The following is a 16,334-nucleotide window of genomic DNA, read 5'->3' on the forward strand; positions in this document are numbered from 1 at the left end:
GGGGTTGTGCCGTACAGGCCGTCAGCGAACCCGGTAGAACGGATTTGGCAGCAGGAACAGCTTCTCCGCATGCCCCCCGAACAGGTCGGATGGCTGGTCACCGACATTGGCAATTATCGTGTAGCCGGCCTTTTCGATTTCGGCCCTTATGGGTGCCTTGAAATCTGCGGCGGAGCCGTATTTGGCCCCAGGCTGGACCATGTAAAGGTGCTCGTAGCCGGCATAGCCGGCCGACTGCAGGTTCTGTTCGGTTGCCTGACGCTGGTCCTCCGGACGTCCGGTGATGAAGAACACCGCGACTTTCGCCGTTCGCGCCTGCCGGAAAACCTCCAGCACGGCGTCGATGGCCGGATCCTTCGCAAGCTGATCCCAGGCGGCCCAGCCACAGGGACCATCGATTGCGATGTCGCAGGCGCCGCCGATCGGGCGGCCGAAATTGTCACGTGTGATCACTTCCCAGTTGGCCAAAGCCGTCTCGTCGATATCGAGCACCAGTGCGGGGCGAGGCACCTCCATTGCGCGCTTGATGACCCAGTCGCCTGCCTGCTTCGCCACAGCGGCAAGGTCGCGGTCATAGTCGCCGGAATCATGATAATTGGCAGCCGCCAGCATCGCATCGCCGACATTGGCTGGCTGGGACGGGCTTGTGAGAAGGAGCGAGTCGGAACGTGCCGGCGCAGGAACATTTGTGCCAATCATCAGCACGATTGCCCCGGCACGCGCAATTCTATTCCAACCAATCGCCCGCATCACGAGACTTTGCTGTCACGAGAAGTCGGCTGTCAAGCGAGGTCTTCCAAAGGTAGTGTCTCAGTTTGAAATTTGAAATATGCGAAAGCGCCTATCCCGGTTTGCTCGCCTAGGCGAAACCGCCTATGTGCTCAGCGGAAAGCATGGAAGGCACCCAATGTCAGATCCGATTCAGTTGCTACCATTCGCCTTGTTGACAGTCCTCACAGCAATCCCCGCGTGGGTGCTGTTTGGGCGACTAAGAATGTCTCGGGCGTGGGTGCTTCTCTCTGTGGTCCCGTTGGGAATGATAATCATTCTCTGGGTCGTCGCGTATAAGCGCTGGCCAATTCAGGAGGCAGCAATTGCCCACCGGACCTAAAGGCCAGAAGCGCCCCGCCGATGTGATCGGCAACGCCGTCCGCGTCATGCGCATGCAAGACTCCTGCGAGGAAGTCGTGCTTCGGTGGCCAGGCACGCCGCCACCGCCTGACTACGATGGACCGTCGTCTTAATTTCAAACTGAGACACTACCCTTCCACAGGTCCTCGAGACCGCGACCTGAATTGGACATTCCAGATGCCGAATGTCTCTATGGGTTGCTGCACGCTACACGATTTCCGCCGTCGCGGTCTTTGCCTCCAAACAGGTGACGCACCGCCGGAACCGCCGGTCGAAATGCGTCACCCGAAAATCATGGCCGTCACGCGCTTTGCCGTGCCCTACGCCGCCTGAACGATCTCGACCAGTTCAACGTCGAACACGAGATCGCGCCCGGCCAACGGATGATTGCCGTCGAGCTTGACGCTGGTGTCGTCCACGCCGACGACTGTTACCGGCATCGGGCGCCCTTCCGGGGTTCTGACCTGCAGTCGAGCGCCGATATCGACATTGATGTTGTCTGGTACGCGGGCGCGGTCGACGGTCATGACCGCTTCGGGGCGGTGGGGGCCATAGGCGGCGTCGGCGGGAATGGTGACGGTGCTTTTCGCGCCCACCTCCATACCCTCGACATGGGTTTCGAGACCGGCGATCACTTGTCCTTCACCCAACGTGAATTGCAGCGGTTCGTTGCCGGAAGAATCGAACTGAGTGCCGTCAGCCAGGCGGCCATTGTAATTGATGCGCACGGTGTCGCCATTCTTGGCCTGTGTCATGATAGCCATCCTTTGAAAGTTTCGAGGGGCCGGCCAGAGCTCACGGTCCCGTCCTCGATCATCCACACACTTAGGTGCGCGGCGCGAAACGCTAAAACTAGGGACCTGGCTGCCGATGTAAACCCCGATTGCGCGACGCCGGCATGACCCGCCGGCGTTCGTCGCCTTCGGCAGCAGTGCACCGGTCTAGCAGTCATGCCGGCTCAGCCCATCCAGGCGGCGTGCAAATGGCGGCTAGATCAGGTTATGGCCGCCATCGATGCGGATCGTCTCGCCGGTCGTGAAGTCGCTTTCCATGAGGTAGAGGTAGGCGGCGGCGACGTCCGCAGCGGTCGGAATTTTTCTCGATGGCAACCGGGCAGCCATGTCGGCAAAGAAGCTGGATTTGGCTTCTCCAACAATGTCCCACATCGGTGTATCGACCCATCCGGGCGACACGACATTGACGCGCGTCGGGGCCAGTTCGAGCGCCAGAGCGCGGGCGAAGTAGCTGAATGAACCGGCAATCGCGGAGACGACCGAGCCTCCCGGCACCGGCGGCCGATCCTTATTTATTCCCGAGGTGAAGGTCATCGAGCCGCCGGCTTTCAGGGTGCGCACAGCATGCTTGGAGAGCATGACAGCGCCAATCAGCTTGTTATCGACGAAGCCTCGCACAGCCTCCATGTCGGTACTGCCGATCGGATCGCCGGGCGGCAGTGTTCCGGCGGTCGATACGAGGTGATCGAAGGGACCGACCTCGTCGAACAGGCGAGCGACGTCCGCTTCGTCGGTCATGTCGGCGACCACGCTGGTCACGCGGCCCGCATTGAGCGTCCGTTCGGCAGCCAGCAGTTTCTCGGGCGAGCGTCCGACGATCACGACCTTCGCTCCGCCGTTGAGAGCAGCTTCCGCGACGCCGAGACCGATGCCGGAACTACCGCCGACGACGATGACTTTCCTGTCCACGAGCGATGTCATGAGGGTTCTCCGTTCGTTGCGATTGCGGTGAGGGTCAGGCCTTGCCGGCATAGGCGGCTTCGAGGTCGGCGATGATGATCTTGCGCATCCCGTACATCGCCTGCCGGACGCGGTTGGCCTTTTCGCGATCCGGATCGGCACTGAGCCGCGGCAGGATTTCCGGGATGACCTGCCAGTAGACGCCGTATCTGTCGGTGAGCCAGCCGCAGGGTTGTGCCTTGCCGCCGCCGGCGGTGAGCGCCTCATAGTAGTAGTCGGTCTCGGCCTGGTCCCTGGTCTCGATGTAAAGCGAGAGCCGCTCGTTGAAGGGCGGCTGCGGCCCGGCATTGAGCGCAGTAAGGTGCAGTCCTTCGAGCTCGAAATCGAAGGTGGCATGCGGGACCGTCTTGTTGGTTCCGGACACCCAGTCGGTGTATTCGATGGTCTGGAGCGCTTTGCTGTTCTTGAAGACCGAGAGATAGAAATCGCGGGCTTGCTCCGCGTCGGTGTTGAACCAGAGGAATGGGTGGATGGTGGCCATGTCCGTTCTCCATTAATTCCTTGCGACAGCGATCTTTGGCGAAGAGCCTGTCCGCTGTTGCTTTCGTTCAGGCTAGCGGTGGTCCGACGGCCGATAGACCGAACCGTCCCAGTCGCGGGCAAACCCGAGGTCTTCGAGCCGGCGGGTCGAGAAGCGTGCAATCTGCCGCCCGGTCCGGCGCCGGCTGCTCGAGGCGAGAATGCGGCCGGCCATGCCGGTCAGGACGTCGACGATGGGTTCAACTCGTTTGGCGTTCATGGTGCTCTCCCAGAGTGGCGGCAGTTTTGGTTTCAGCAGTTGCCCCGCGACTTTCGTCAGCGAGAGTATCAGTCACATCAAACTCGCCTTTTGCAGCGGCGGTGAATGACTGATTACGCGAGCAAACATGCCGGCTTCTGGCCTGGACGACAAACGACTTATCGGCGACAATCTGTGAGCATCACTCACACGTACAGGTATCGATCCATGCCCCGGAAGCTGCCTCCCCTCACCACCTTGCCAAGTTTCGAGGCCGCGGCGCGCCTGTTGAGTTTCTCCAAGGCGGCAGAGGAACTTCATGTCACCCACGGTGCGATCAGCCGGGCGATCAAGAATCTTGAGGATCAGCTCGGTGTGCAGCTGTTCGAGCGCGGTACGCGTTCGGTGAGTCTGACAGCCGTTGGCGAGCCCTATGCGCGGGCGGTGCGCGAGGCGCTCGCCCAGTTGGCCACCGCCACCGCGGCAGCAACAGCCCGCTATTCGAGCTCGACATTGAACGTCAGCACCTCCGATGGCTTCGCGGGCAGATGGCTGGTGCCGCGCCTCTATCGCTTTCACCGTGCGCATGGCGACGTCGATGTGCGGGTTTCGACAAGCGGGAAGCTGACCAACTTCCTCGGCGACGGCATCGATGTCGCCGTCCGTTATGGCAACGGAAACTATCCGGGGCTCACGTCAGAGTTCCTCACCGGCGAGGAGGTGTTTCCAGTGTGCAGCCCAAAGCTTCTTGAGGGTGCACATCCGCTCCGCACGCCTGAGGACCTCAAACACCACACGCTGATCCGTGACAGCTTTCCGATCGACTGGGCGACCTGGCTGGCAAGCGCCGGGGTCGAGGGCGTGGACCCGCAGAGCGGGATTACCTTCGACTCTGCCACCTTTGCCATGGAGTCGGCCGCACAAGGCGAGGGCGTGGTGCTCGGCCGGACCATGCTCGTTGCGGCCGACCTTGCCGCCGGGCGGCTCGTCCGCCCCTTCGGCCACGCCCTGAAATCCCCCTCCAGCTTCTATTTCGTCTACCCGCCGGAGGCGATCCGTCAGCGCAAAGTCAAGGCTTTCAGGGATTGGCTGCTCTCAGAAGTCACGCCGCAAATGGACTGACGGGAAGGCCGGACCGGGTGATGCACCGACTTCCGCTTCGGGTCACCGCAGGACTGTCAGCCGCGCCGCGCCGCCTCGATCGCCGCAACGTCAATTTTCTTCATCTCCATCATCGCCTCGAATGCGCGCTTTGCTTCATCGCCGCCGGCGGCCATCGCTTCGGTCAGCACGCGCGGCGTGATTTGCCAGGAGATGCCCCATTTGTCCTTGCACCAGCCGCAGGCACTTTCCTGGCCGCCATTGCCGACGATGGCGTTCCAATAGCGGTCGGTCTCCTGCTGATCGTCGGTGGCGATCTGGAAGGAGAAGGCTTCGTTGTGTTTAAACGCGGGCCCGCCATTGAGGCCGAGACAGGGGATGCCGACGACCGTGAACTCGACCGTCAGCACGTCGCCTGCCTTGCCGGACGGGTAGTCGCTGGGAGCGCGGTGGACGGATTTCACCGAACTGTCGGGAAAAATCTCGGAATAGAAGCGGGCCGCAGCCTCGGCGTCCTTGTCGTACCAAAGGCAGATCGTGTTCTTGGCGATTGTCATTGCTGGTCCCTTTGCTTTCGAAATCAATCTGGGCTTTTGAAATCAACCCGGGTTGCATCGGCGTTGCACCGGACATGGAAATGCGCTCGTGCCATCGACGTTCCGACAGCAGCAGCTGCCCGGAATCAAGGTACCACGGCTGGTGCTTTCAGGACCAGATACGGGCAGTGACTCGAACCGGCGATGGTCCGCCTGGTCCGACCGGCGGCCTCACTCTTTGCGAAGGGCAGCGCCGCTTTGCTCAAGGTCGCGCTGGCTTTCCGTTGGCGCGCCGTTGTCTCAGAAGGCGCATGAGCAAGTTCCGTCTGTCCTTGCGCGGGACGAGTTCGATATCGCTGACAAGTTTTGCGCCGCCCTTGTGCCGCTCCAATGTGATCTTGCGGCTGTGGAAGGCCTCCAGCTCGGCGCGGTGCGCTACGCTTATGATGGTGACCTTCGGCAATTCGCGAATAATCATCTCCATCATCTTGTCCTGGCTCTTCTCATCGAGTGCCGACGTTGCCTCGTCCAGCACGATGATATCGGGGCGGTGCAGTAGAAGACGCGCAAAGGCGAGGCGCTGCTTTTCGCCACCCGACAAGGTCTGGTCCCATGGCGCGTCCTCCTCGATCCGGTCGTTGAGGTAGTCGAGTCCCACCTTGTCGAGGGCAGCCTTGATCTTATCCAGCGTCCAGTTGTCGGCGGCGCCTGGATAGGCGACAGCGCGGCGAAGCGTCCCGGTCGGGATGTAGGGCCGTTGCGGCAACATGAACAACCGTCTGTCGGCGCGGATGTTGACGCTGCCGCTACCCCATGGCCACAGACCCGCGACGGCCCGCACCAGCGTACTCTTGCCCGAGCCGGATTCGCCGGCGACGAGCACCCGCTCGCCTGGTTCGATCACGACCTCGGTTTCCTTGACCACGGCGGTGCCGTCGTCGAGCGACACGGAGAGATTGTTCAGGCTGAGCATCGCATTGCCGCCGGTCTCGCCGCGCTTTATGCGTCCCAGCGTGTTGCTCTGTTCCGCCCGCTCGAGCCCGTCGAGCGACATCATCAGCGAAGCGATGCGCCGAGCACAGGCGTTCCAATCGGCGAGACGGGGATAGTTGTCGACCAGCCATCCGAACGCGCCCTGCACGATGGCAAAGGCCGAGGCAGCCTGCATGACCTGTCCAAGTGTCATGCTGCCTTCGAGGAACTTTGGAGCGCAAAGCAAGACCGGCACGACAGGCGCAAACAGGCTCGACCCCTGAGACACCAGTGCCGTGCGCATGTGCTGGCCTGCAAGGAGCGCCCATTGCCTGAGCACATGGGCAAATGTCTTGTCCATGCCGCTGCGCTCCTCCTCCTCGCCGCCGAGCAATGCGATGCTCTCGCCGTTTTCCCGCACGCGCGTCAGCGTGTAGCGGAACTCGGCTTCCGCCTGATTTTTTTCCTCGGAGAGGTGGACGAAATGGCGGCCAATGACCGCCATCGAAGTGGACGTGATCGCGGAATAGAGCACTGCGGTGATGACTAGGAAGCCGGGAATGGTGACGGTCGAACCTGCAATCGTCAGGGTCAGGGCGCCGCCGATCGTCCAGAGCACCACGATGAAGGTCGAGGCCGACAGAAATGCGACGATGACACCGGCGATGAAATCGACGGGCGATTCGGTGGCAATCCGCAAATCCTCGGCGATGCGGGCTTCGGGGTTGCTGTGATCGCCGCCGACGAGGTTCAGCTGATAGTAGCGGCCGCTTGCGAGCCAGCGCGCGATGACCGCGGTGGTGAGCCAGGACCGCCAGCGGCGCTGTATCCTCATGCGAAAGAAGACCTGTGCCACCACAAGGCTGGCGCTTCCGATCACGAGTGGCAGGAATACGGCGCTCAGCCAATATACGGTGTGGGCATTGCGTTGCTCAATGGCGTCGAAAATTGCGCGGTTCCAGACATTGATCCCATACTGGAAGCCGACATTGGCGACGATCAGGACCAGCAGCCCGATCGTCAACGGCCAGGCGACCCTGTCGCCACTGCCGCTCCAGTAACCGCGCGCGCTGATCCAGAAGCGCTTAAGCAGGTATCTCTTGCGCGTCCGCTCGGCCTCTTCAGGTGTCAGCTCGGGATCGGGTTCGGTGACATCCGGCGGCGGCGCGGGCTGGCCGACGACCTCTGACGCGACTTCGACAGTCGATTGTTTCTCGCGGCGCGACTTCTCGGCATCGCGCGATTGGGCGCCGTCAACCGATTTCAGCTTAAATTTAGCCTCGGGCATCCGGCGATAACGGGTTAAAAATCAGAAGGTTTCATAGCGTCCGCTCGAGATCCCGGATGCCAACAACGCCAAGGCTTCTCAGCTGTTCCGGTGCTCGCAGCAGCCTATGGCCGTTCTCGATGACAGGCTTTGATCGTCGCGGGCAGTTAACCGCAGGTGCCGGCTACGGGGTGGAATCCGGAAGTCTGCTGGAATGAGGTTGAACGGCGACCCTTGGGATCAATCTGCTGGACGAGCAGTCTCGACAATTCGCTTCAGGCTCTCAAGATTTGTTCGCATTGCCGCGTTCGAAGAAGCTGGACGCAAGCGGCGCGAGAAGTGCCATCGGCCCGGGAAGCCCTTTCCCGGTAATCGAAGCCTCGAAGTGGAGATGCGTCCTGTGGCCCGTCGGCGCCAGCCGAAAGGGGTAGGTGAATGGTGTCGGCCCGCTCAAGCTGGACAAAGTCAGTAGTGCATCGACTTCGAACTCGGTGATCTCCACGATGTTTGCGAGGAGCTGCCCGGCACTGCTTTGCCGGCGAGCATCCGCTGCTCAGCCTGAACGTGCCAGCGCTGAATTCCGGAACAAGGGTGCGATTTTGCCGTTGAGCCAGAAACTGGAAGCGACCCGCATGTCCGAATTGCCGAATGAAGAGATCGAAGGGCGGCTGAACGCCCAGCGCGAGACTCTGGCGCTGGTCGTTGCGCTGCTTGCCAGCAAGGATACGGCACCCGAGCGAATATGGGCCGAACTGGAGGCCCGTTTTCAGTTTCAGAACAGTCAGGAGGACCCTGGCGTCCTGCCAAGCCGCGCATTCGCCATCGAAGCTGCGAAGATGCGGGAGTTCAAGCTGATCGCCGAAGAGGCGCAGGCGCGCAATGCGGAATGGAACGGCAGGGACAAGCCCCAGGGCGCCAGCTGAAACCCCGGCGAGTGGATGCAGGACCGGCCATTTTACGATGACTGAGCAAGCGTCAGCTTTGCTGCAAAAGTGTACCTGCCAACTCCTGCCATTCCTCGTCAAGCGTTAAGGTCGACGGCGCCGCGTTGCTGCGGCGATACCAATATTCCGCATTCGACTGGTCGCCTTCCTTGCGGTGGAGATAGGCATGCACGTGCATGCCCGCCGTATCGTCGCGCTGCTGCGCGCACTCGTGCGCCTTGACCCAATCGCCCTTTGCATCCCACCACAGCGCCTGCAGGGCAGGGCTCAAGCCGGCTGGCGGCTGTGGTTTCGCAATCGAGTCTCTGAAGACTTGCAGATCCATTTTCCACCTTGGCGACGGTGCAGCCGCCGATAATAACCGCGCCGGCAGCCGACCGCTAGCGCGCATCGGGCGGTATGACCGGAATGGATGTCGGCAGCGCTGAGCGCGGACGGCCGATAACCGCGCGGCCGGAGGCTTGGTTCGATGAGGTGCATGAAATAGTGCGCACCATGATGCCTGAGACAACGAGGATGAGTAGCGAGCCGATGACAGCCTCCGACCAGCCGCGCCAATTCTACCACGGCACCCGGGCCGACCTTAAACCGGGAGACCTGATCGAAGCCGGCCACAGCGCCAACTACGGCGCGCGAAAGCAGGCAGCCTGGGTCTATCTAACCGGCACTCTGGATGATGGACCATCTCGAACGGCTGAGGGCACAAGGCATCGAGGCAATCGATTGATCGCTGAGTCCTGCGATTGCCAAGCTTGACCTGGCTGACGGTCGGCAGTCTCATTTCTGCGTCGCAGCCGCCGCAAAATACGGCTCCACGTCCGCAATGGGGCCGCGAGTTGTCGTTGCTTGCTGGCTGGAGAGCGGATGCTCCTTTTCATCTGGCCGCGAACGTGATGATCTCTGGGCTCGAAGGGCCAAGTGGGCTGCCGTCAAAGTCGCCGAATTGCTGTTCGATCCGTAGCCCCGCGTTCCCCAGCAGGCTCGATAAGGCGTCCGTCTCGAGGAATCGCAAGGTGCTGCGACTAACTTGCGGAAGGCTCGGATGCTTTCCGCCGAACCTGTGGGTGAATGTCACCGTCTGTCCATCGAACGGCACGATCACCTCTGTTGTGATCTGCACCAGCGACCCGTCAGGCAGCTCAACGACGACCGCATTTTCGGGTGTCCAGTGCTCCCACGCCCGCACCGAAGGGTTCCGCGTTTCGAACGCGAAGCATCCGCCTGGGACAAGGGCGTGTCGGACAGCCGCCATGAAATCCCTCAGGTCTTCGTCGCTGACAAGGGCCTGGAATGCGTGCCCCGTCATCACAATGAGATCAAATTCGGCTGTCCAGCCGGCCGATTGGAGATCGCCGAGAACCCATTCGATATCCGCGCGCGTTCGTGCGCGATTCAACACGACGGGTGCTGGGTCGATGCCGCAGAGCCGCCCTGAATGTCCGGCCAGGCGTGCCTCGTGAAGGAGGGTGCCCGTTCCACATCCGACATCAAGCACCGCGTCTGCTGTTAGAATGCGGGGCAGGTAGAAATCATAGTCGTCGCGCGCAGATCTCGGGTGCCAGGCATCGTAGACGGCAGCGAGATACGGGTCGGCGAAAAGGTGGTCGACCATAGGCGGTATTCCCAATCAACTTTGACTGTGCGAGCGGTGTCGCCGCGAGCATATAGCCCATAAGTCGCGTCGATCGTTACCGCACGACCTCGCGGTGGCCGCCGGGCAGGCGGGTGGCGATGAGCTTGTCGATGCGGCGGCCGTCGAGGTCGACGACCTCGAAGCGCCAGCCTTGCGCGTCGACGCATTCGCCGGTCGCCGGCAGATGGTGCAAATGCGACAGCACATAGCCGGCGACGGTTTCATAATCGCGGCTCTCAGGCAGGTCGATGCCGAGGACCTCTGCCATCTCGTCGGCCTGCATGTAGCCGGCGAGCAGCCATGAGCCGTCCTCGCGCTTGACGGCGTTTTCCTCTTCGCCGGCGTCGAGATCCGAACGGAAGACGCCGGTGATCGCTTCCAGAATGTCGGCCGGGGTGACGATGCCTTCGAAATGGCCGTACTCGTCATGCACCAGCGCCATCGGCACGTCGGATTCCTTCAGCGTCGCAAGCACGTCCAGCGCGTCGGCCTGGTCGTGCACGATCGGCGCGGCCCGCACGTGCCGGCGCGGGTCGAGAGCGCGGCCGCCGAGCATTGCGGCCAGCACGTCGCGGGTCTGGACGACGCCGATCATGGCGTCGACGCCGCCGTCGCCGGCCGGCAGGCGCGAATGCTGGGTGTCCATCAGCAGCTTCCTGATGGCCGCCTCGTCGGATTGCAGATTGATCCAGTCGACTTCGGTGCGCGGCGTCATCACCGCGCGCACGGCACGGTCGCCGAGCCGCATGACGCCGGCGATCATCCGCCGTTCGTCGGATTCGATGGTGCCGTGGTGCTCGGCTTCGGCGACCAGCATCTTGATCTCCTCGTCGGTGACCTTATCCTCGCTCTGACCGCGCTGGCCAAGCAGCCACAGGAGGGCGCGGCCGGAAAAATCGAGCAGGAAGACCAGCGGCGCCGAGACGCCGGCGAGGATGGTCATTGCCGGGGCAACCCTGACGGCGACCCGTTCGGGGTCGCGCAATGCGATCTGCTTGGGCACCAGTTCGCCGATGATCAGCGAGCCATAGGTGATGAGGGCGACGACGATGCCGACGCCGAGCGGATCGGCGAGGCTTTCGCGGATGCCGGCCGACGCCAGGGAGGTGGCCAGCCGCTCGCCGAGCGTGGCGCCGGAAAAGGCACCGGACAAGACGCCGACCAAAGTGATGCCGATCTGCACCGAGGACAGGAATTTTCCCGGATTGGCGCCGAGCGCCAGGGCCCGGCCGGCGCCCTTGACGTTGCGGTCGATCATCGTCTTGAGGCGCGCCGGCCGCGACGAGACGATGGCGAGCTCGGACATCGACAGAAGGCCGTTAATGCAGATGAGGACGACCACGATGGCAATTTCAGCATAAAGCATGCCGGGTCCATAGCATTGCCGCGCTGTTTTCGAAAATAGGACGGTCGCGCTTTTTAAATTTAGCGAGCCGGGCAATCAGGCGGCACTCCTGCCGCATCCCAGGACGGCGCGGCAAAATGCTCGATCAGGGCGTCGACGACGACGCGCACCTTTGGCGCGAGATTGCGTGTTACCGGCCAGATGGCATGCACCACGGTGTTTTCGACAAGACAGTCCGACAGAACCATTTCGAGCTCGCCGCGCCTGATGCTGTCGGCCGTCAGCCATGTCGGCAGATAGACGATGCCGCAGCCGGCCAGTACCGCATCGAGCATCGGTTCGCCGTGACCGAGCACCAGCCGTGCCTTGGGCGCGAATTTTTCGAGACGGCCGTCGGCATGCCTGACGGTCCAGGGATGGACAGTGCCGTCGCGGCCGTAGCCGATGAGGCTGTGCCTGGCCAGGTCCTCGATCGATTGCGGCCTGCCATGGGCGTCGAGATAGGCGGGGGCGGCGCAGACGCCCGAACGCTGGGCATAGATGCGGCGCGCGGCGAGCGACAAGCTGTCGTCGAGGTCGCCCATACGCACCGTCAGGTCGATGCCTTCCTCGATCAAGTCGACGCGCCGGTCGTTGAAGGAGATTTCCATCGTCAGATCCGGATATCTTTTGGAAATCTCGAACAGCACTGGGGCGACGCACCGGCGGCCGAAGGCCAGAGGCAGGTCGACACGAAGCCGGCCGGAAGGCACCTGCTTGCGGGAAGCGAGCAGCGACTGGGCGGCATCGATCTCGGCCAATGCCCTGACGCAGGCTTCGTAATAGCTCAGGCCCTCGCTGGTCGGGCTGAGGCTGCGGGTGGTGCGGTTGAGCAGGCGAACGCCTAATCGCTGTTCCAGCTGCGCGATCGACTTGCCGACCGCCGATTTGGTGACATGCAGCCGCGCGCCGGCGCCGGTGAAGCTTCCGGCCTCCACCGCGTGAACGAATGCGACGATGCCTTGCAAATTGGCCGATTCCAATGAAGCGCTCCTATTGTAGAGTTTTGCTCCTTAATCTGTTGCAGAACATGCCACATGGAAGCACTTTTCTCCATAGTGAAACGGCGTAAATGTCTCGCGCAATCATCAACCACGGAGCGCGAACCAAATGAGCACCGAAAACAGATCCTGGCAGATGAACGGTTTCGGCCTGTCCAGGTTGAAGCCGGCTGATGGAAAGCTGCCCCAAGCCGGGCCGCATGATCTTCTGGTACGCGTCACAGCGGTATCGCTGAATTACAAGGACAGGATGATCGTCGATGGCGTGCTGATACCGGACCTCAGCTTTCCGTTCGTGCCGACATCGGACGCGGTAGGCGAAGTAGTCGCCACCGGCAGCGAAGTCAGCCGCTTCGGCATCGGGCAGCGCGTGCTCGGCCAGGTGATCGCCGACTGGCCGGACGGCGACGCCCCGCCGGTGCTGCACAAGCATACGCTTGGTTCGTCACTGCCCGGCATGCTGTTTGAGCATGTGCTTTTTCATGAGGATGCCGCCGTGGCGGCGCCGCCGTCGCTCAGCGACGTCGAGGCATCGACGCTGCCGATCGCGGCGCTGACGGCGTGGTTCGCGCTGGTCGAGGCGGCCAAGCCGATCCCGGGGGAAACCGTTCTCATCCAGGGCACCGGCGGCGTGTCGCTGTTTGCGCTGCAATTTGCCGCCGCCTTCGGCCTGCGCGCCATCGTCACCTCGAGCAGCCACGAGAAGCTCGAGCGGGCGAAGGCGCTCGGCGCCTGGAAGGCGATCAATTATCGCAGCCAGCCGGCATGGGACGAGGCTGCGCGTGAGCTGACAAACGGCGCCGGCGTCAGCCACGTGCTGGAAATGGTCGGCGGCGACAATGCGCGACGCTCGCTCAACGCGCTGGGCGCCGACGGCCGGCTGTCGGTGATCGGCCTTCTCGGCAGCATGGAACTCAATTTTCCGGTCCTGCCGTTCATACGCAACCGGATCGTCGTACAAGGCATATCGATCGGCCACCGCCGCGCCTTCGAGCGAATGAACCAGGCGATCGAGACGCTCGCGATCAAGCCGGTGATCGACAAGGTGTTTGGCTTCGACGAGGTGCCGGAGGCATTTGAGCGTCTGGAGACAGGACCGTTCGGCAAGATCGTGATCACCGTGCCCTGAGCCCGTCGGGACGAAATGGCTGTCAGACGGGAAGGCCGATTGCGCGCCTACGGCAGTTGCAGCAGGACCCCGATGATGGCCCTGCCGTCGGTGAAATAGGGATCGCCTTCGCCGTTGCGCCCGGTCTTTGTGGCGCCGACGCCTGGTATCTCGCTGGTCGAGATCAGCATGCCGGCGGCGGAGAGGTCGCGCATCAGCCCGTCGCGCTCGGCGTCGACGTCGGGGCCGATATGATGGGTGATCGCGCCGGTGTCATGGCTGAGGCCGACGCCCCGGTCGAAGCTTGCCGAGCCGAGCCAGAGCGGCCGGCCGTCGTCTCCGGTCGCATCGGTCTGCCAGAAGCGGACGTGATGGCGCCGGTCGGCACTGTCGCCGACCGGCTTTTCGAAGGCGAGGTCCTGGGCGCGGCCTTCGAACACAAGCCGGCTGACCGGCGCGTCGGGATAGGGGCGGTTGAACAGCACGCTTTCGCCGATCTCGATGGCGGTCTTCAGCGTGATGGCGTCTGCCGTATCCCAGCCGGCGACGGCAAAAGCATGGACAACCTCCTTCTTGGTGCCGACAAGGCCGACATTGATCGGATCGCCCGGAATGCCTTGCGGCGTGTGCGTCACCATCTCGAATTGCTGATTGCGAAAATTGCGGTCCCGCAACGTCCAGAACTCAGGCGCGGCGAAATAGGCGAGCGAAAGATAAGCGGCACAGCATGCCACCAACCAGGTCGTTGCACGTCGTCGAAGGCTTCGTTGGCTCAAGAGGCACCACCCAAGCGTCTGCGCATCATCTTAACCGGCGCAGCAAGTCTTGGGCAGGGGCTGCAATCAGCGGCAGGCGCGATAGCCGTTCTTGCGGTTCTTGATGTCGAAATGGAAATGGTTGCGGTGGTCGTAGTTGTAGCCGGGGCCGAGCACGGTGGTGAAATACTGGCAGCCGTCGGCGCGCACATTGTTGAGGAAGCCGCGGGTGCGGAAGGCGAACAGGCCGGGCTTGCGGACGTCGATATCGTCGCCATTGTTGAGTTCGATGCTCATCACGTCGAGCGCATTGCCCTTGCCGTGTTCGGACAAAACACCTTCGCCGGCGATCCTGCGGCAGGAATAGCTCGAGCCCTGGTGGATGGTCTTGACGCCCGAGAAATAGCGCCAGCGGGCCGACGGGACGAGTTCGTTCCTGGTCCAGCCGGCAAAGGTGGCGGCCATGTCGCAGGTCAGCGTCGCGGCCGGCTTCATCTCGACGCTGCCGATGGCCGAGACCTTGACCGGATAGTCGATGCCGCACTGGCCTTCATGGATCGGCGCAACGTCGGTGTAGACAACGCCGAGGCGTTTCAGTTCCTTGCGGCAATCGATCTCGGTGGCCGGCATCTGTTCGGCCGGCGACATCGGGTTGTCCATGCGCGGATAGGCGGCGGTCATATAGGGGTTGGACGGGACGAGGCGCTGCATGCCGGAATATTCCGGGCCGGAACTTTGTGGGTCGGAATTGGGCGCGCCGGAATTGGGCGGGACGGCAGCGGTCTGGCTGCCGACATCGACGGCCGGCTGCAGCGACAGCACGCTGCCGGTATTGCAGGCGGAGACCCCCGCAATGGCAAGCATGGCGGCAAGCCTGCCGGCCATACGCGCGCGCCTTGTTTGCCGCGCGGCGGCAAGCGCAGCGCGAAATATTCCGGCCATCGGCAGGGTTCCTGTCCCCAGATGGCACAGAGTTTAATCGCCAAGGGTAAAGGAAAAATCAGCGGCGCCGTTCACGCCTGCGGCCAAATTGCGGCGCCCGATCTCGGCGGGCTCGATGTCACTGGCAAAACGTGCCGCCATTGCGGCGCGGTTCGAGGTCGAAGTGGAGATGCAGCGAATGATCGGCATCGCTGCCGGGGCCAAGCACGGTCTTGAACGGTCCGCAGGCTGCCTTGCGCACTGCGTTCAGGAATTTCGCGTCCTTTTCCGGCGGCGCGGGGCCGACATCGATCTCCTTCCCGTCCGAAAGCTTGAAGCTGGCGATATCGAGCGCGTTGCCGAAGGCGTGCTCCGACAATTTGCCGCCGCCATTGCGCGACCGGCAGACAAAGGCGGAGGCCTGGCCGATCGATTTAATATCCGCGCCGAACTCGGCCTTTGCGGCAGGCTGGATGACCGAAGCAGCAAAGCGTGCGGCCGCTTCCGCCATCTGGCAATTCAGCTCGGGCTCCGGGCCGATGGCGATGGATTTGCCGAGCGTCCTCAGCACGATCGGGTAGGGGATCGAGCAACCGACCGCCGTATCATGCTCGGGCTTGCGCTCCTCGAAATCGACGCCCATCGATTTCAGCCGCCTGCGGCAGGCCAATTCCTCGGCCGGCATTTCTTTCCCGGCAATGGCGGCCGATCGAGGATCAGGAAGGATTTTTTGCTCCGCCTTCTCGTCTGCCTCGGCGGGGTTTGGTGGCGCGACCGATGGGTTTGCCGGCGGCTCGGCCTGCGCCGGCTTTTCAGGCGGCTGCGGTGCGATCGCCGGTGGCTCCGGCTGCTCGGTCTTGGACTGGCCATTTTGGGGCTGATCGTTTTGAGGCTGACCGTTTTTGGGCCGCTCAGCCTCCGGAGCGGGGCGTGGTTCGGGGACCGGGATCTCGGTTGGCGATGGCGAAGTGGCTTCCCGGTTGGGCTGGGGAACCGGTGCGGTTTGCGGTAGTTCGGGCGCCTTGGCTAATGCAGGTCCCGCCAGCAGCGACGCCGCCGCAACGGCGAGCATCAGTCTGCACAATCCGGAAAAACCAAACGCCGCCATC

General features: G+C 62.7%; 18 protein-coding genes. 4 read left to right on the plus strand and 14 right to left on the minus strand.

The features are described from left to right. Positions 1–21: 21 nt before the first annotated feature. From NKH93_RS02710 to NKH93_RS02730, 5 genes are all read right to left on the minus strand, one after another. Positions 22–612, minus strand: coding sequence for an HAD family acid phosphatase (locus tag NKH93_RS02710; RefSeq protein ID WP_352684341.1), 591 nt, complete (start codon positions 610–612; stop codon positions 22–24). Between the two features lie 839 nt (positions 613–1,451). Next, positions 1,452–1,886: an FKBP-type peptidyl-prolyl cis-trans isomerase gene (locus tag NKH93_RS02715; protein ID WP_352450461.1), complete on the minus strand. Its 435-nt coding sequence runs from the start codon at positions 1,884–1,886 to the stop codon at positions 1,452–1,454. 234 nt (positions 1,887–2,120) lie between these two features. Further along, complete coding sequence (locus tag NKH93_RS02720) at positions 2,121–2,846, minus strand: SDR family oxidoreductase (RefSeq protein WP_352586823.1); 726 nt, start codon at positions 2,844–2,846, stop codon at positions 2,121–2,123. Positions 2,847–2,880: 34 nt separating this feature from the next. Continuing rightward, positions 2,881–3,366, minus strand: a complete 486-nt coding sequence (locus tag NKH93_RS02725) for a VOC family protein (protein WP_352450460.1) — start codon at positions 3,364–3,366, stop codon at positions 2,881–2,883. 72 nt (positions 3,367–3,438) lie between these two features. Further along, the gene (locus tag NKH93_RS02730) at positions 3,439–3,624 is read right to left on the minus strand and encodes a DUF1127 domain-containing protein (protein WP_352567970.1); all 186 of its coding nucleotides are present in this window, start codon (positions 3,622–3,624) and stop codon (positions 3,439–3,441) included. 207 nt (positions 3,625–3,831) lie between these two features. Here NKH93_RS02730 and gcvA point away from each other — a divergent pair, with 207 nt between their 5' ends. Next, on the plus strand, positions 3,832–4,725 hold the full coding sequence (gene gcvA, locus NKH93_RS02735; RefSeq protein WP_352819945.1) for a transcriptional regulator GcvA: 894 nt from the start codon (positions 3,832–3,834) through the stop codon (positions 4,723–4,725). A 56-nt stretch (positions 4,726–4,781) separates the two neighbouring features. Here gcvA and NKH93_RS02740 read toward each other — a convergent pair whose 3' ends face one another. Next, positions 4,782–5,255: a VOC family protein gene (locus tag NKH93_RS02740; RefSeq protein ID WP_352541103.1), complete on the minus strand. Its 474-nt coding sequence runs from the start codon at positions 5,253–5,255 to the stop codon at positions 4,782–4,784. A 247-nt stretch (positions 5,256–5,502) separates the two neighbouring features. Next, positions 5,503–7,500, minus strand: coding sequence for an ABC transporter ATP-binding protein/permease (locus tag NKH93_RS02745; protein ID WP_352921167.1), 1,998 nt, complete (start codon positions 7,498–7,500; stop codon positions 5,503–5,505). A 611-nt stretch (positions 7,501–8,111) separates the two neighbouring features. Here NKH93_RS02745 and NKH93_RS02750 point away from each other — a divergent pair. Continuing rightward, complete coding sequence (locus NKH93_RS02750; RefSeq protein ID WP_352450454.1) at positions 8,112–8,402, plus strand: hypothetical protein; 291 nt, start codon at positions 8,112–8,114, stop codon at positions 8,400–8,402. A 52-nt stretch (positions 8,403–8,454) separates the two neighbouring features. Here the strand turns inward: NKH93_RS02750 and NKH93_RS02755 are convergent, their stop codons facing one another. Then, complete coding sequence (locus tag NKH93_RS02755; RefSeq protein WP_352775083.1) at positions 8,455–8,748, minus strand: hypothetical protein; 294 nt, start codon at positions 8,746–8,748, stop codon at positions 8,455–8,457. 206 nt (positions 8,749–8,954) lie between these two features. Here NKH93_RS02755 and NKH93_RS02760 point away from each other — a divergent pair, with 206 nt between their 5' ends. Continuing rightward, a complete protein-coding gene (locus tag NKH93_RS02760) occupies positions 8,955–9,179 on the plus strand; it encodes an NAD(+)--rifampin ADP-ribosyltransferase (protein ID WP_352469830.1) in 225 nt (74 codons plus the stop codon). 118 nt (positions 9,180–9,297) lie between these two features. On the opposite strand, the gene NKH93_RS02765 is transcribed toward NKH93_RS02760, so the two are convergent. The 3 genes from NKH93_RS02765 to NKH93_RS02775 all read right to left on the minus strand — a co-directional run bounded on the left by NKH93_RS02765 (position 9,298) and on the right by NKH93_RS02775 (position 12,423). Next, complete coding sequence (locus NKH93_RS02765; RefSeq protein ID WP_352770984.1) at positions 9,298–10,035, minus strand: class I SAM-dependent DNA methyltransferase; 738 nt, start codon at positions 10,033–10,035, stop codon at positions 9,298–9,300. Between the two features lie 76 nt (positions 10,036–10,111). Beyond that, complete coding sequence (locus NKH93_RS02770; protein ID WP_352541053.1) at positions 10,112–11,422, minus strand: hemolysin family protein; 1,311 nt, start codon at positions 11,420–11,422, stop codon at positions 10,112–10,114. Between the two features lie 59 nt (positions 11,423–11,481). Further along, the gene (locus tag NKH93_RS02775; protein WP_352819949.1) at positions 11,482–12,423 is read right to left on the minus strand and encodes a LysR family transcriptional regulator; all 942 of its coding nucleotides are present in this window, start codon (positions 12,421–12,423) and stop codon (positions 11,482–11,484) included. A gap of 127 nt (positions 12,424–12,550) precedes the next feature. Here NKH93_RS02775 and NKH93_RS02780 point away from each other — a divergent pair, with 127 nt between their 5' ends. Next, positions 12,551–13,570: a zinc-dependent alcohol dehydrogenase family protein gene (locus NKH93_RS02780; protein WP_352921170.1), complete on the plus strand. Its 1,020-nt coding sequence runs from the start codon at positions 12,551–12,553 to the stop codon at positions 13,568–13,570. Positions 13,571–13,617: 47 nt separating this feature from the next. Here the strand turns inward: NKH93_RS02780 and NKH93_RS02785 are convergent, their stop codons facing one another. From NKH93_RS02785 to NKH93_RS02795, 3 genes are all read right to left on the minus strand, one after another. After that, positions 13,618–14,325: an LssY C-terminal domain-containing protein gene (locus NKH93_RS02785; RefSeq protein WP_352921172.1), complete on the minus strand. Its 708-nt coding sequence runs from the start codon at positions 14,323–14,325 to the stop codon at positions 13,618–13,620. Between the two features lie 66 nt (positions 14,326–14,391). Then, positions 14,392–15,246 (minus strand): extensin-like domain-containing protein, encoded by an 855-nt coding sequence (locus NKH93_RS02790; protein WP_352929698.1) that lies wholly within the window; start codon positions 15,244–15,246, stop codon positions 14,392–14,394. Between the two features lie 118 nt (positions 15,247–15,364). Further along, positions 15,365–16,297 (minus strand): extensin-like domain-containing protein, encoded by a 933-nt coding sequence (locus NKH93_RS02795; protein ID WP_352921175.1) that lies wholly within the window; start codon positions 16,295–16,297, stop codon positions 15,365–15,367. Positions 16,298–16,334 lie beyond the last annotated feature (37 nt).

Origin of the sequence: Mesorhizobium sp. M0954, from assembly GCF_040319155.1 — a bacterium.
Taxonomy (GTDB): Bacteria; Pseudomonadota; Alphaproteobacteria; order Rhizobiales; family Rhizobiaceae; genus Mesorhizobium.